We start from the raw sequence: 15,460 nt of genomic DNA, 5'->3' as shown, positions 1-15,460 counted from the left end.
CGGCGTTATCGCTGCGTCCTACACCATTCCTCTACTAAATGCTAGAATCCCCGCCCATCGTGCGGTCATTCCTCATCATTGGCCGAAATTCCCTTCACACAGTGCATCCCATGCTGAAAAAGCTGTTCCAGTCATTCCGTTCTCCCCTGCGCAAGCCGCAGCAACATGTGCGTACGACGCCTGAAGTGCTCAGTAGCAACCAGCATTCGTTGCAGCGCAATCAATTCAGCCGTTACGCCGTGAACATCGTCGAACGCTTGCAAAGCGCGGGCTATCAGGCCTACCTGGTAGGCGGCTGTGTGCGGGACCTGATGCTGGGCATCACACCCAAAGACTTCGACGTTGCCACCAGCGCCACCCCTGAACAGGTACGTGCCGAGTTTCGTAACGCGCGCATCATTGGCCGTCGCTTCAAGCTCGTTCACATCCATTTCGGGCGCGAAATCATCGAGGTGGCCACGTTCCGTGCCAACCACCCGCAAGACGACGAGCAAGAAGACAGCCACCAATCCTCGCGCAACGAAAGCGGCCGTATTTTGCGAGACAACGTCTATGGCACGCTCGAAGAGGACGCACAACGCCGCGACTTCACGATCAACGCGCTGTATTACGATCCAGTGACCGAGCGGGTGCTGGATTACGCCCATGGCGTCCATGACATTCGCAACCGCTTGGTCCGTCTGATCGGCGACCCCGAACAGCGCTACAAGGAAGACCCGGTGCGCATGCTTCGGGCCGTCCGCTTCGCCGCCAAGCTGGATTTCGGCATTGAAAAACACACTGCCCTTCCGATTCGCCCGCTGGCTCCGATGCTGCGTGACATCCCGGCTGCGCGTCTGTTCGAAGAGGTGCTGAAGCTGTTCCTGTCCGGTCACGCCGCACCCACCTTCGAAATGCTGGTGGACCTGGAACTGTTCGACCCGCTGTTCCCGGCCAGCGCGAAGGCGCTGGAGCATATGCCGACCTACACCCATACGCTGATCAGCCAGGCCTTGGTCAATACTGACCTGCGCGTGCAGCAGAACAAACCCGTGACGCCTGCTTTCCTGTTCGCCGCGTTGTTGTGGCCGGCGCTTCCTTACCGCGTCCTGCGTCTCCAGGAACGCGGGATGCCGCCGATTCCTGCGATGCAGGAAGCCGCACATGAATTGATCGCCGAGCAATGCCAGCGCATCGCGATTCCAAAACGGTTCACCTTGCCGATCCGTGAAATCTGGGACATGCAGGAGCGCCTGCCGCGTCGTTCGGGTAAGCGGGCCGACCTCCTGCTGGACAATCCGCGGTTTCGCGCCGGCTATGACTTCCTCCTGCTCCGCGAGGCCGCAGGTGAGGAGACCGATGGTCTGGGCGAGTGGTGGACCGACTACCAGGACGCCAACGAGTCGGGCCGTCGTGACATGATCCGCGAGCTGGGCAGCAAGTCCGAATCGGCCGGTCAAGCCCCGCGCAAGCGTCGCCGTAGCGGTGGGGGCCGCAAACGCGCAGGTGCGGACGCTGGCGAATAATGACGACGATCGAGCGTGTCTACATTGGCATGGGGAGCAATCTGGCTGACCCTGCCGAGCAATTGCGTGAGGCGCTCAAGGCATTGGCGCAATTGCCCCACACCTCTCTGTCAGGTGCGTCTTGCTTTTATGCGAGCGACTCGCTCCTCGCCGGTCAGCCGCGTTACACCAACGCGGTCGCAGCCCTAGACACGACCCTTGAGCCACTGGAACTGCTGGACGCCCTGCAAGCCATCGAGAACGACCAAGGCCGCAAGCGCCTGGAACGCTGGGGGCCGCGGACGCTGGACCTGGACATCCTGCTGTTCGGCGACCGTGTCATCGATCTCCCCCGCTTGAAAGTGCCGCATTACCACATGCAGGCTCGCGCGTTCGTGCTCTATCCTCTCGCTGAACTTGCGCCGGGCATCACCTTGGCCGATGGCCGCAAGCTGGATGATCTGCTGGCCGCATGCCCGTTCGAAGGTCTGGAGCGGATTTGATGCTTGCTCGCCATACGGCGCAGCCGCTTGCCTGGGCTTGCGCATAGCGGCCAACGTGGCTGCGGCACAGGGCAGTGACACGCTTCGGTAACGCCCCACCCAAACCGGTAACACCCGGAATTGACTTCCCGCCCCCTCCTCACGAAGATAAGCGTCCCGAAGCCGGACCACCGGCCTCATGGCGCCAGACAGGCCTTTCCAAACATCGCGGAACGACGATGTGCCTGCATTTGCAGAATGAATCACGCGTTGCTCGGCGTAGTATTCACAGCGCCTGAATGAGGATTTTTTTCATGCCAGATATCACCGTTACGTCCCTGCTGGGCCTGAAGCAGAAAGGTGAGAAAATCACCATGCTCACGTGCTATGACGCCACGTTCGCCCACACCGCCAGCCAAGCAGGTGTCGAGGTGCTGTTAGTCGGCGACTCGCTGGGCATGGTGCTTCAAGGGCACGACAGCACGTTGCCCGTGACCACCGAAGAGATGGCCTACCACGTTGCCAGCGTCAAACGCGGCAATCAGGGCGCACTGATTCTGGCGGACCTGCCGTTCATGTCCTACGCCACGGCCGAACAGACCTTCGCCAACAGCGCCATGCTGATGCAGGCGGGGGCGCACATGGTCAAGCTCGAAGGGGCCGCCTGGCTGGCTGATGCCATTCGCCTGCTGGCCGAGCGGGGCATTCCGGTTTGTGCGCACTTGGGGCTGACGCCTCAAGCGGTCAACGTATTGGGCGGTTATAAGGTGCAAGGCCGTCAGGAAGCGCAGGCGCGTCAGATGCGCGCCGATGCGATCACGCTCGAGCAGGCCGGCGCCGCCATGATTTTGCTGGAATGCGTCCCCAGTGAACTGGCCCAGGAAATCACCCATGCGGTCAAGATTCCAGTGATCGGTATCGGCGCGGGTAGCGCCACCGATGGTCAGGTGCTGGTGCTGCACGACATGCTGGGGCTCTCTATCAGCGGTCGAGTGCCAAAATTCGTGAAGAACTTCATGGTCGGCCAGCCGGACATTCCATCTGCCATCGCCGCCTATGTCAGCGCCGTCAAAGACGTCAGTTTCCCCGCTCCAGAACACGGATTCTCGGCATGAACACTGTAAAAACCGTGCGCGAGCTGCGCGCCGCCGTGGCCCGCGCCCGCAGCGAAGGCAAACGTATCGCCCTCGTGCCCACCATGGGCAATCTGCACAGCGGCCACACTGCACTGGTCACCAAAGCGGCTCAACGTGCTGACTTCGTCGTCGCGAGCATTTTCGTCAACCCGTTGCAGTTCGGTCCCAACGAGGATTTGGCCACCTACCCACGCACCTTGGCTGCCGATCAGGAAAAACTCCTGCAGGCCGGTTGCCACCTGCTGTTCACGCCCACGGTGGAAGAAATGTACCCCCACGGCATGGCCGATCAAACCCTCGTGCGCGTACCCGTGGTCTCCGAAGGCCTGTGCGGCGGAAGTCGCCCAGGGCACTTCGACGGCGTGTCCACCGTCGTCAGCAAGCTGTTCAACATGGCACAGCCGGATATCGCGATCTTCGGGCAGAAAGACTTCCAGCAACTGGCCGTGGTGCGTGCCTTGGTGCGGGATTTGAACATGCCGATCCAGATCATCGGCGAACCGACGGTGCGCGCGGCGGACGGCCTGGCGCTGTCGTCGCGCAACGGCTACCTCACCGAAGACGAACGGGCTGTCGCACCGGCGTTGTACCGCGTCATCAAACACATCGCTGACGCACTGAGGGCGGGTGAGCAGAATTACGAGCAGCTTCTGGCCGACGGCAGAAAAGCCCTCGACAGCGCAGGCCTGCGGACCGACTATCTGGAAATCCGCAATGCCGTGACATTGCGCCCCGCCACGCCGGACGATCATGATCGGGTCGTACTGGGGGCGGCGTTTCTGGGCAAGACGCGCTTGATCGACAATCTGCACCTGACCAGTGAACACGGCGCTTAGCCTTGAATAAGGAGCAAGACTGTATTCGCATCTATGCTCACCCCACCGAGCGGCCTTATGAAATTGAAGCCAAGCTGGCCTCGCAGGGCCGCGGGCAATGAACTTAGCCACACCCGCAATGCCATATCGATACTGTTCGCCCACAAAAGGCGAGATCACACTGTGAGAAAAAGTACCGAGCAAAGGGAAAGCAAGGCGCAGACATCGGCGTTGCCGGGGATTAGTCTCTGACGTATTAACCAATTTGTGTCCAAGCCTGGCTTTTCAGTGTCCAAAGGCAGTTCAAGTACAAGGAAACCCGCAGCGATGGCGTACTACCGCACCCCTCATGACGTCACGACCCTGCCCGCCTGGCAGGCGCTCATCGAACACCGCAAAGCGATGCAGAATTTCAGCATGCGCGACGCGTTCAACGAAAACCCGCAACGCTTCGATGAATTCACCCTGAGCAGCAGCGGCCTGTTCCTCGATTACTCGAAAAACCTGATCACTGCCGAGACGCGCAAGCTGCTGGTCGACCTGGCCAATGAAGTCGGCCTGACAGACGCCATCAAAGCCCAATACGACGGCGAGATGGTGAACGCCTCCGAAGGCCGGCCCGCTCTGCACACCGCATTGCGCCGACCGGTGGGCGACAAGTTGCAGGTCAATGGCGTCAACGTGATGCCTGAAGTGCACAAGGTCTTGAACCAGATGACAGACCTGGTGGGCCGTATTCACGACGGTTTGTGGCGCGGTTACACCGAGAAGCCGATCACCGACGTGGTCAACATCGGCATCGGTGGCTCGTTCCTTGGCCCTGAGCTGGTGTCTGAGGCACTGCTGTCCTACGCTCAGCGCGGCGTTCGCTGCCATTATCTGGCGAATATCGACGGCACTGAACTGCACGAACTGACCAGCAAACTGCGCGCGGAAACCACGCTGTTCATTGTTTCGTCCAAGACCTTCAGCACCCTGGAAACCCTCAAGAACGCCACTGCGGCACGCGCCTGGTACTTGGCTCAGGGCGGCTCAGAGGCTGAGCTGCATCGTCACTTCATCGCGGTGTCCAGCAACAATGCCGCGGCTGTGGCGTTCGGCATTCGCGAAGAAAACATCTTCCCGATGTGGGACTGGGTCGGCGGGCGCTATTCGCTGTGGTCCGCCATTGGCCTGCCTATTGCGCTGGCGATCGGCATGTCCAACTTCAAGGAACTGCTCTCCGGTGCCTACACCATGGATCAGCATTTCCTGAATGCGCCGTTCGAGCAAAACATGCCGGCGCTGTTGGGTCTGCTGGGCGTTTGGTATGGCAACTTCTGGAACGCCCAGAGCCACGCGATCCTGCCGTACGACCATTACCTGCGCAACATCACCAAGCACTTGCAGCAACTGGACATGGAGTCCAACGGCAAGAGCGTTCGACAGGACGGCGTCCCGGTCAAGACGGACACCGGTCCGGTGATTTGGGGCGGCGTCGGCGCCAACGGCCAGCACGCCTACCACCAGTTGCTGCACCAAGGCACGCTACTGATCCCGGCCGATTTCATTGTGCCGATCGTCAGCTTCAACCCGGTGTCCGACCACCACCAGTGGCTGTATGCCAACTGCCTGTCTCAGAGCCAGGCCCTGATGCTGGGCAAGACCCGCGAAGAAGCCGAAGCCGAGTTGCGCGCCAAGGGCATGCCGGAGGATGAAGTGCGTCGGGTCGCCCCGCACAAGGTCATTCCGGGCAATCGTCCGAGCAACACCATCGTCGTCGAACGCATCAGCCCTCGCCGTCTGGGCGCACTGGTGGCGATGTACGAGCACAAGGTGTTCGTACAAAGCGTGGTCTGGGGCACCAACGCCTTCGACCAGTGGGGTGTCGAATTGGGTAAAGAGCTGGGCAAAGGCGTCTACAGTCGCCTGGTTGGCACAGAAGAAACAGCCGCTGAGGATCCCTCGACTCAAGGCCTGATCAATTACTTCCGCGGCCGTCACCGCGGCTGATCGACCTTCGGTGGTGCCCCGAAACCCGCCCCCTCGCAAGAGGCGGCGGGTTTTTTCTGGGCGCGCAAAATATTGCAGGGAGCGGCATGGCGACTTTCCGAGCATGCCGCCACTTATCGAAGCGACAAAGGGCTTAAATTACCACCGTCATTCATGCCACCATGTGCGCCCTTCATTTCTCTGCTCGGGCCTGTGCCCTTTACCGTTTTTCATCAGGCCTCGGCGCGCACACCAACAACAGTGAGGTTCGTACCATGCAAGACGTTGTCATCGTTGCCGCTACCCGTACCGCGGTGGGCAGTTTCCAAGGTTCGCTGGCGACCATTCCTGCGGTTGATCTGGGCGCCGCAGTGATTCGCCAGTTGCTGGCCCAGACCGGCCTGGACCCTGCGCAGGTGGATGAGGTGATCATGGGCCAGGTGCTGACCGCGGGCGCAGGCCAGAACCCTGCGCGTCAGGCGTCGATCAAGGCCGGCCTGCCCTTTGCCGTCCCTGCGATGACCCTGAACAAGGTCTGCGGCTCCGGCCTCAAGGCCTTGCACCTGGCAACGCAGGCCATTCGCTGTGGCGACGCTGACGTCATTATTGCCGGTGGCCAGGAGAGCATGAGCCTGGCGAACTACGTGCTGCCGGGTGCCCGTACCGGCCTGCGCATGGGCCACGCGACAATGGTCGATACCATGATCAGCGACGGCCTGTGGGACGCCTTCAATGACTATCACATGGGCATCACCGCTGAAAATCTCTCGGAGAAGTACGGCATCAGCCGTGAAGCGCAGGACGCCTTCGCGGCGGCATCGCAGCAAAAAGCCGCCGCCGCCATCGAAGCCGGGCGTTTCGTCGATGAGATCACTCCGATTCTGATCCCTCAACGCAAAGGCGATCCCATTGCTTTCGCGACCGATGAGCAACCGCGGGCCGGCACCACGGCCGAGACGCTGGCCAAACTCAAACCGGCCTTCAAGAAAGACGGCACGGTGACCGCTGGTAACGCGTCATCGCTGAACGATGGTGCCGCTGCCGTCATCCTGATGAGCGCTAAAAAGGCTGAAGCGCTGGGCCTGCCGGTACTGGCTCGTATCGCAGCTTATGCGAATGCGGGTGTCGACCCGGCGATCATGGGCATCGGTCCGGTCAGCGCCACCCGCCGCTGCCTCGACAAAGCGGGCTGGTCGCTGGATGAGCTGGACCTGATCGAAGCCAACGAAGCCTTCGCGGCGCAGTCGCTATCGGTCGGCAAGGAGCTGGGCTGGGACATGGACAAGGTCAACGTCAACGGTGGCGCCATCGCCATCGGCCACCCGATCGGCGCGTCAGGCTGCCGCGTGTTAGTGACCCTGCTGCATGAAATGATCAAGCGCGATGCCAAGAAAGGCCTCGCCACGCTGTGCATCGGCGGTGGCCAGGGCGTGGCGCTGGCGTTGGCGCGCTAACCCCTTCAATGATCATTCAATGATCGTTCCCACGCTCCGCGTGGGAATGCTGCTTCGGACGCTCCGCGTCCCCGCGCAATGTGACGCAGAGCGTCACGGGATGTCACGCCCACGCAGAGCGTGGGCATGATCACGCTGCGCGTGGGAATAATCAGCACACTCCTCTAGGTCATTGACCTCGCCTGTAGGAGCGCGCTTGCCCGCGACAGCGGTGGATCCGCGTCAGCGATGTGTCTGACACACAGCAATCGCGAGCCACCGCGCGCCTACAAATGACCGTGGTCAACCCGGCATCACTGCCATCCGAACCTGCGCACGTAGAAGCCCTTCACCGCCTGCGTCAGCCCCACGTACGCCAGCAGAATCAGCGGCAGAATGACGAAGTACAGCGGTGGCAACGCTTGCAGTTTGAAGTAGTGTGCCAGCGGCCCCATCGGCAGAAAGATCCCGATCGCCATGATCACACCGGTCATCACCATCAACGGCACCGCCGCACGGCTTTGCAGGAACGGGATTTTCGGCGTGCGTATCATGTGCACGATCAACGTCTGGGTCAGCAACCCCACCACAAACCAGCCCGACTGAAACAGGGTTTGATGTTCAGGCGTATTGGCGCCGAACACGTACCACATGACGGCAAAGGTGGTGATGTCGAAGATCGAGCTGATCGGTCCGAAGAACACCATGAAGCGTCCCACATCCGCAGGCTGCCAGCGTTGCGGTTTTTGCAGCAGTTCATCGTCGACGTTATCGAACGGGATGGCGATCTGTGAAATGTCATACAGCAGGTTCTGTACGAGCAGGTGCATCGGCAACATCGGCAGAAACGGAATGAACGCGCTCGCCACCAGCACCGAGAACACGTTGCCGAAGTTGGAACTGGCCGTCATCTTGATGTACTTGAGCATGTTGGCGAAGGTGCGACGCCCTTCCAGCACCCCCTCCTCCAGCACCATCAGACTCTTTTCCAACAGAATGATGTCCGCTGCTTCCTTGGCGATGTCCACCGCGCTGTCCACGGAAATGCCGATGTCGGCAGTGCGCAGCGCGGGGGCGTCGTTGATGCCGTCCCCCATGAAACCGACGACATGGCCGTTGGCTTTGAGCAGGCGCACAATGCGCTCCTTATGCGAAGGCGTCAGCTTGGCGAATACGTTGGTGGTTTCCACCGCCACGGCCAGTTCAGCATCGCTCATCCGTTCGACGTCGCCGCCCAACAACAGCCCCTGACGCTCAAGGCCCACTTCACGGCAGATTTTCGCGGTGACGCGTTCGTTGTCGCCGGTCAGCACTTTCACCGCCACGCCATGCTCGGCCAACGCCTTCAGCGCAGGCGCGGTGCTTTCTTTCGGTGGATCGAGGAAAGCCACATAACCGATAAGCGTCAGGTCGCTCTCATCGGCCAAGCCATAAGCGTCCCGTCCCGCGGCCATCGAACGCGCCGCGACGGCCACGACGCGCAGCCCTTCTTCGTTGAAACCCGCTGTCACTTGCACGATGCGCTCCAGCAGTTCCGGGGTCAGCGCTTCTTCGATTTCACCATGGCGCACACGATTGCAAACGCCTAACACTTCCTCCAGCGCGCCTTTGCAGATCAGCAAATGAGGCTGACCTTGCTCCTGAACCACCACCGACATCCGCCGACGATTGAAGTCGAACGGCACCTCATCGACCTTGCTGAAGGCAGTGCCCACCTGCAATTCGCGATGGATTTCCACGTGCTCCAGCACGGCCACGTCCAGCAGGTTTTTCAGCCCGGTCTGGTAGTAGCTGTTCAGGTAAGCCATTTCCAGCACGTCGTCAGATTCGTCGCCCCATACATCCACATGACGAGCGAGGAAGATTTTGTCTTGCGTCAACGTTCCGGTCTTGTCGGTGCACAGCACGTCCATCGCGCCGAAGTTCTGAATCGCGTCCAGCCGTTTGACGATGACTTTCTTGCGCGACAGAAACACCGCGCCCTTGGCCAGCGTCGAGGTGACGATCATCGGCAGCATTTCCGGGGTCAGGCCCACAGCGATGGACAACGCAAACAGCAGCGCTTCCATCCAGTCACCCTTGGTGAAGCCGTTGATGAACAGCACCAGCGGAGCCATGACGAACATGAAGCGGATCAGCAGCCAACTGACTTTGTTGACCCCGGCCTGAAACGAGGTGGGCACTCGATCGGTTGCGCTGACACGTTGGGCCAGGGCGCCGAAATAGGTGTTGTTGCCGGTGGTCAGAATGACTCCGGTCGCCGCACCCGACACCACGTTGGTGCCCATGAACAGGATGTTTTCCAGATCCAGAGGGTTGCCGGTATCGACTTCCTGACGGCGGGCGAACTTCTCTACAGGCAGGGATTCGCCGGTCATTGCGGCCTGACTGACGAACAGATCCTTGGCGCTGAGTACGCGGCAATCGGCGGGAATCATGTCCCCTGCCGACAGCACGATCAGGTCGCCCGGCACCAACTGCCTGATCGGCAGCTCGATCCGCTGCGCCCTGCCGTCTTCACGCCGCAATACGGTCGCGGTGTTGCTGACCATCGCCTTTAGCGCGTCAGCGGCCTGATTGGAGCGGGCTTCCTGCCAGAAACGAAGGAGGGTCGAGAGCACCACCATCGAAAAGATCACGGTCGCGGCTTTCATGTCCTCGGTCAGCCACGAGATAAGGGCCAGGAGGGTCAGCAGCAGGTTGAACGGGTTTTTGTAGCAATGCCACAGATGCACCCACCACGGCAGGGGTTGTTCGTGCTCGACTTCATTGAGCCCGTGCTGTTGGCGCAGTGCGACGGCCTCGTCTTCACTCAGGCCGTCGTGATGGCTGCCAAGACGGGAGAGCAATTCGGGCACTTTGCTGCCGGCCCCAAGGATCAGGGTTTGCGCCAGGGTTGGCGGCACTTCGCGGCTGACCGTGGCGTCGGTCACGCTGTCGAGCATGGCGCGCCGACGGAAATGCCGGGCGTAGTGACGGGTCCGCAGAAAGCCTGCGAAGAATTCTTTCAGGAGGGTGAATTTCATCATGGTGTCCCCTGGACTGAAGGGCTACTGCTCATGGAGAGTCAGGAGCACAGCCGAGCCCGCGGTGCGCCCTTCGCAAGGAAACAGCGCACAACGGCCCCCGCACGCCCGGAAAATGGCGCACGTGGGATAAGCGTCAGGGAAAGGACAGGAAAAAACTGGCCTGCCGTTTCTCGCATTTGTCAGCGAGACAACGGCAGTGGAAAGGCTGCGCGTTATCTTGCCGAAGGTTGGCCGGTCATCGATACCGGCTGACGACTGTCACTCGAACAAGTACCCACTGAGGGTCTCCGCATTGGTTGAAAACGGGCGAAGAATACGCCCGGGTTTTGTGAGAGTAAACCGCCATTCCGAGGGCTGCGGAGACTATTGCACGGGGATTCAGGGAAGGTTCAGGAAGGGGATTTCCTACAGAACATGCCGATATCTTCGGTGACACCCAACTTGTAGGAGCGCGCTTGCCCGCGATTGCATTTATCAGACAAAGCGATGTATCTCTCAGGGCGGCGTCCACCGCAACATCCTGCTGGCCTTGCTGTTAGAATGCCGCGCTTCACCCCTGCCCCAAGGCGTTGCGCATGTCCTCCTTGAATCAGGCGCTCAGCGTCGCCCTCGATCATCGTCACGCCCTGATTGCCGAGTTGCAGGCTCAAGGTACCGATTGCTATCGGCTTTTTCATGGCAGTCAGGAAGGCGTGGGCGGGCTGACCATTGACCGCTATGGCCCGCAACTGCTGGTGCAGAGTTTCCACAGCCCGCTGGATCGCGACTCGCTGCTGGCCGCCCACGCTGCCATCAACGCCCGTCTGGACCTGGATCTGAAGCTGGTCTACAACGACCGCTCCCAAGGCAACTCGCGTGTCGATCGCACCGACCCCATCTATGAAGCCGAAGACGCAGCTTTGGAAGACATGATCGGGCACGAATGGGGCCTCAAGTATCGGGTTCGCGGGCGCCATGCAGGCCAGGATCCGCTGCTGTTCCTCGACCTGCGCAATGCCCGGGGCTGGGTGAAGGATCACGCCCGCGACAAACGCGTGCTCAACCTCTTCGCCTACACCTGTGGCGTGGGTTTGAGTGCCGCCGCCGGCGGCGCGCGCGAGGTGTGCAACCTGGACTTCGCCGAAGGCAACCTGGCCGTGGGCCGGGAGAACGGTAAACTCAACCCGCACCTGCCCGAGATGCAGTTCGTGCAGTCCGACTATTTCCCTGCGATCCGCCAATGGGCAGGGCTGCCGGTCGCGGCCCGCCGTGGCCAGAAGCTTCCCGCGTATGTACGCCTAGAGCCTCGTCAGTTCGACCTCGTGCTGCTCGACCCTCCGGCCTGGGCCAAGAGCGCGTTCGGCACGGTCGATCTATTGCGCGACTATCAAAGCCTCCTCAAGCCGGCCCTGCTGACGACCGCCGAGGACGGCGTGCTGATCTGTTGCAATAACCTGGCGAAGGTCAACATGGAGGACTGGCGAGACCAAGTGCTGCGTTGCGCGACCAAGATCGGACGGCCGGTCCGCGACTGGCAGGTGCTGACACCTGCCGCCGATTTTCCGTCGTTGGACCAACAGCCCCCGCTCAAGACATTGATCTTGCAGCTTTGACTCAGCGCTGACAAAACGGATTTTTCCCACAAGCGGCGGGGCAATCGACTTCGGAACCAGATTGGCGTGCCATACTCAAAGGCACCTCATATCGAGAGAGAGTTGGCGACCCGTATGCCCAAAGGATTGAAACGCGCCCTCGCTGCCCTGCTGGCCGCCTTCGCTATTTACAGTTTGCTGGGTTTCTTCATCCTGCCAGGCATCGCGCTGAGGGTGATCAACCAGCAACTGGCGAATTACGCCACCGTCCCCGCCACGCTGACCCGCCTCGAACTCAATCCCTATACGCTGGAAGTGACGCTGTGGGGCCTGAACATCGGGACGCCAGGCAAAGAACAGATCGCCTTCGAGAAACTGTACGCCAACCTGCAGATCGACAGCCTGTGGACAAAAGCGCTTCACCTGGCGGCTGTGAAGTTGGACAAGCCCAAGACCGAATTGCTGTTCGCCAAGGACGGCACGCTCAATTTGGCAGGTCTCTTCAAATTGCCACCCAGCGAGCCTGCCAAGCCCGATGAACCGCCGAGCAAGCCGTTTCCGCTGCGCATCGATGACATCAAGCTCGCCGACGGTTATGTGCACTTCGAGGATCGACGCCCCAGCGAGCCTATCGAATTCCTTTATGACGCCCTGAATTTCGAGCTGAAAAACCTCAGCACCCTGCCTGAAGACAACGCCGACATGACCTTGGTGGCCGCGGGCCCCGATGGCGGACAAATCGACTGGGTAGGCCGCGTCAGTCTGATTCCCATCACCTCAGAGGGCACGCTGAAAGTCACCGATGGCAAAATGAAGGTGTGGTGGCCCTACGTGCGCGACGCATTGCCTCTGGTCCTGAAAGATGGCGTGTTGAACCTCAACACGCATTACACACTCAACCTCGCCAAGGAAACCGAACTGCGGCTGGACAAGACGTCCATCAAGGTGGCGCCATTCGCGATCGACGCCCCGGACGGCCGTCCGCTGGTGCGTTTGAAGAATCTGGAAGTCAGCGAGACCACGGTCGACCTCGCCAAGCAACTGGTCACCGTAGGAAAAATCCGTAGCCAGGGCCTGGAAACCTGGGCCGCACGTGAGAGCGATGGTCAGCTTGACTGGCAGAAGCTTTTCGCCAGCCAACCCTCAAAGAGCGAAAGAAAGAAAGCCGAGGCCGAGAAACAGCAACCTGCCACGGCTTCCGGCGCTGAAACCACCGCCACGAAGGACTCCGCACCCAGCAAACCGTGGCAGGTGCTGCTGCTCGACACTCAGTTGCGCGACTACCGCGTGCACTTGGCTGACAAGGTCCCCAAGGAGCCTGTCGCGCTGGAGGTCGGCCCACTCAACCTGGACCTGAAGCATTTCGACAGCCTCAACACGTCGCCTTTCACCCTCAAGCTCGACACCGGGCTGGGCAAACAGGGCAAGCTGACGGCCGAGGGCGAGGTCAACTTGGCGCCGGTACGCGCCAGACTCGATGTCACCACCCGCGACATCGACCTGCGCGTGGCCCAAGCCTATGTCACCCCGTTCATTCGCCTGGAAGTGCGCAGCGGCATGCTGAACAGCGACCTGGCGGTCGACCTCAAGAGCACCGAGCCCTTGGCCCTGGGCATTACCGGCAAGGCGCAGGTCGATCAACTGCACACGCTGGACACCCTCAAATCTCGCGACTTCGTGAAGTGGCAGCGCCTGAATGTCGACGGCCTGAACTTTCAGTTGGGTGACAGCCTGAGCATCGCCACAATCAACATCGAACAACCCTACGCTCGATTCGTGATTGCCGACGACCGCACCACCAACATCGATGACCTGCTGATCCCGCAGCCCGCGGATGCGCCGAAGGCACCTGCACAGGCAAAAACGACGCCTGCGACCAAACCCATGGGCATCCACATCGGCGAGGTCAACATCAACAATGGCTCGGCCAACTTCGCCGATTTCAGCCTGACCCCGAATTTCGCGACGGCTGTGCAGCAGCTCAACGGTAAGATCGGCACGCTGGACAACCGTCAGGACAAACCGGCACCGGTGGATATCAAGGGCAAGGTCGACCGCTACGCGCCGGTCACCATCAAGGGTGCCCTCAACCCATTCAATCCGCTGGCCAGCCTTGATATCGCGACCAGTTTTCGCCGCGTCGAACTCACCACGCTGACGCCCTACTCCGGAAAATTCGCCGGTTACCGCATCCGCAAAGGCCGGTTGAATCTGGACTTGCATTACTTGATCACGAAAGGCCAGCTCAAGGCCGAAAACAAGGTGGTGGTCGAGCAGTTGCAACTGGGCGAAAAAGTCGACAGCCCGGATGCGGTGAACCTGCCATTGAAACTGGCGGTCGCCCTGCTCAAGGACGTGGATGGCAAGATTTCCATTGAATTGCCCGTTTCTGGCGATCTGAACAACCCTCAGTTCAGCGTGATGCCGATTGTCTGGCAGACGTTGCGCAACCTGGTGGTCAAAGCCGCCGCCGCGCCGTTCAAGTTCATCGGTGGGCTGATCGCCGGGGGTGGCTCGCAAGATCTGGGAACAGTCGCCTTCGCACCAGGCTCGGATGAATTGAGCGGCGACGCGCAGGCCTCGCTCGACAAACTGGCCGCTGCGCTGAAAGAACGTCCGGCGCTGCGTCTGGAAATCGAGGGCACCAGCGCCGAAGCCAGCGACGGTCCGTTGATCGCCCAGCAACGGCTGGAGCGCGAATACCAGAGCACCTACTACAAGATTCTCCAGCGGCGAGGGGATAAAGTCCCCGCGCAGGCGGGCGACCTGAAAGTGCCGGAGGATGAAAAAGCGCCGATGCTGGAAGGGATCTACCGCACGCGCCTCAAACAACAGCCTCCTGCCGAATGGGCAGAGCTGGGCAAAGAAGAGCGACAGAACAAACTGCGCGAGGCCGTCCTCAAGTCCTGGAGTTCCAGCGCATTGCTGTTGCGCCAGTTGGGTCAGGCGCGCGCGGGCAGTATCAAGGATTACCTCGTGGACAAAGGGCAGTTGGCCGACGATCGCGTGTACTTCGTCGACACCTCCCTCGGCCAACCGGAACGAGACGGCCGCGTCATCAGCCCCCTGCATCTGGACAGTGAGTAACGCATGCTGAAACCCCTGTTAATGGCGGCCGCTATCGGCTTTACGGTATTGAGCACCACCACGCAGGCCGACACGTTGCGTTGCGGCAGTCAGTTGATCAGCGCGGGCGACCGGATGTTCGAGGTGCAACAGAAGTGCGGACAGCCCATCAGCCAGGACATCGTGGGGTACAAGGAAACCGTTAACCACTTCCGTCAGGTCGATCAAGTGCAGGTCCAAGAGTGGATTTACGGACCGAATAACGGGATGTATCAATACCTGCGGTTCGAGGGCGGGCGCTTAGTGAGGATCGACAGCAAACGCGGCCGTTGATCCGCTGGCTGGCCGAATGAACCCCCGCCATCAAATATAGATCGCAGCGCCATCTACGTGTAGGAGCGCGCTTGCCCGCGATAACGGAGGGTCAGAATTATCGCGGTGCCTGAACTGACCCAGTCGCGGGCAAGCGCGCT

General features: G+C 60.7%; 10 protein-coding genes. 9 read left to right on the top strand and 1 reads right to left on the bottom strand.

Annotation, left to right across the window (positions count from 1 at the left end):
• The first annotated feature begins 110 nt into the window (after positions 1-110).
• From DBP26_RS23455 to DBP26_RS23430, 6 genes are all read left to right on the top strand, one after another.
• The gene (locus tag DBP26_RS23455; protein ID WP_177411123.1) at positions 111-1,505 is read left to right on the top strand and encodes a polynucleotide adenylyltransferase PcnB; all 1,395 of its coding nucleotides are present in this window, start codon (positions 111-113) and stop codon (positions 1,503-1,505) included.
• Complete coding sequence (folK, locus tag DBP26_RS23450; protein ID WP_108239916.1) at positions 1,505-1,987, top strand: 2-amino-4-hydroxy-6-hydroxymethyldihydropteridine diphosphokinase; 483 nt, start codon at positions 1,505-1,507, stop codon at positions 1,985-1,987. The genes DBP26_RS23455 and folK overlap by 1 nt, the downstream gene beginning before the upstream one ends.
• A 293-nt stretch (positions 1,988-2,280) precedes the next feature.
• A complete protein-coding gene (panB, locus tag DBP26_RS23445) occupies positions 2,281-3,081 on the top strand; it encodes a 3-methyl-2-oxobutanoate hydroxymethyltransferase (protein ID WP_108239917.1) in 801 nt (266 codons plus the stop codon).
• Positions 3,078-3,938 carry a pantoate--beta-alanine ligase gene (gene panC, locus DBP26_RS23440; protein WP_108239918.1) on the top strand — a complete coding sequence of 287 codons (861 nt, stop codon included), beginning with the start codon at positions 3,078-3,080 and terminating at the stop codon, positions 3,936-3,938. Before panB ends, panC begins: the two co-directional genes overlap by 4 nt.
• Before the next feature lie 306 nt (positions 3,939-4,244).
• Positions 4,245-5,909 carry a glucose-6-phosphate isomerase gene (pgi, locus tag DBP26_RS23435; protein WP_108239919.1) on the top strand — a complete coding sequence of 555 codons (1,665 nt, stop codon included), beginning with the start codon at positions 4,245-4,247 and terminating at the stop codon, positions 5,907-5,909.
• Between the two features lie 254 nt (positions 5,910-6,163).
• On the top strand, positions 6,164-7,342 hold the full coding sequence (locus DBP26_RS23430) for an acetyl-CoA C-acetyltransferase (protein ID WP_108239920.1): 1,179 nt from the start codon (positions 6,164-6,166) through the stop codon (positions 7,340-7,342).
• 293 nt (positions 7,343-7,635) lie between these two features.
• Here the strand turns inward: DBP26_RS23430 and mgtA are convergent, their stop codons facing one another.
• Positions 7,636-10,347, bottom strand: a complete 2,712-nt coding sequence (gene mgtA, locus DBP26_RS23425) for a magnesium-translocating P-type ATPase (RefSeq protein ID WP_108239932.1) — start codon at positions 10,345-10,347, stop codon at positions 7,636-7,638.
• Between the two features lie 578 nt (positions 10,348-10,925).
• On the opposite strand from mgtA, the gene DBP26_RS23420 reads away from it, so the two are divergent.
• The 3 genes from DBP26_RS23420 to DBP26_RS23410 all read left to right on the top strand — a co-directional run bounded on the left by DBP26_RS23420 (position 10,926) and on the right by DBP26_RS23410 (position 15,320).
• Entirely contained in the window at positions 10,926-11,942 is a 1,017-nt protein-coding gene (locus DBP26_RS23420) for a class I SAM-dependent methyltransferase (protein WP_108239921.1), read from the top strand.
• 114 nt (positions 11,943-12,056) lie between these two features.
• A complete protein-coding gene (locus DBP26_RS23415; protein ID WP_177411122.1) occupies positions 12,057-15,008 on the top strand; it encodes a DUF748 domain-containing protein in 2,952 nt (983 codons plus the stop codon).
• 21 nt (positions 15,009-15,029) lie between these two features.
• Positions 15,030-15,320, top strand: coding sequence for a DUF2845 domain-containing protein (locus DBP26_RS23410; protein ID WP_256602036.1), 291 nt, complete (start codon positions 15,030-15,032; stop codon positions 15,318-15,320).
• Positions 15,321-15,460: the final 140 nt, after the last annotated feature.

This window comes from Pseudomonas sp. RIT409, from assembly GCF_003052515.2.
Classification (GTDB): domain Bacteria; phylum Pseudomonadota; class Gammaproteobacteria; order Pseudomonadales; family Pseudomonadaceae; genus Aquipseudomonas.
The sequence above is the reverse complement of the archived record's forward strand: the minus strand, read 5'-3'. Positions and strand labels throughout refer to the sequence as shown.

Coding starts and splice junctions, on each gene's coding strand:
- DBP26_RS23455 (WP_177411123.1), top strand. CDS start 111: ATGCTGAAAAAGCTGTTCCAGTCATTCCGTTCTCCCCTGCGCAAGCCG.
- folK (WP_108239916.1), top strand. CDS start 1,505: ATGACGACGATCGAGCGTGTCTACATTGGCATGGGGAGCAATCTGGCT.
- panB (WP_108239917.1), top strand. CDS start 2,281: ATGCCAGATATCACCGTTACGTCCCTGCTGGGCCTGAAGCAGAAAGGT.
- panC (WP_108239918.1), top strand. CDS start 3,078: ATGAACACTGTAAAAACCGTGCGCGAGCTGCGCGCCGCCGTGGCCCGC.
- pgi (WP_108239919.1), top strand. CDS start 4,245: ATGGCGTACTACCGCACCCCTCATGACGTCACGACCCTGCCCGCCTGG.
- DBP26_RS23430 (WP_108239920.1), top strand. CDS start 6,164: ATGCAAGACGTTGTCATCGTTGCCGCTACCCGTACCGCGGTGGGCAGT.
- mgtA (WP_108239932.1), bottom strand. CDS start 10,347: ATGAAATTCACCCTCCTGAAAGAATTCTTCGCAGGCTTTCTGCGGACC.
- DBP26_RS23420 (WP_108239921.1), top strand. CDS start 10,926: ATGTCCTCCTTGAATCAGGCGCTCAGCGTCGCCCTCGATCATCGTCAC.
- DBP26_RS23415 (WP_177411122.1), top strand. CDS start 12,057: ATGCCCAAAGGATTGAAACGCGCCCTCGCTGCCCTGCTGGCCGCCTTC.
- DBP26_RS23410 (WP_256602036.1), top strand. CDS start 15,030: ATGGCGGCCGCTATCGGCTTTACGGTATTGAGCACCACCACGCAGGCC.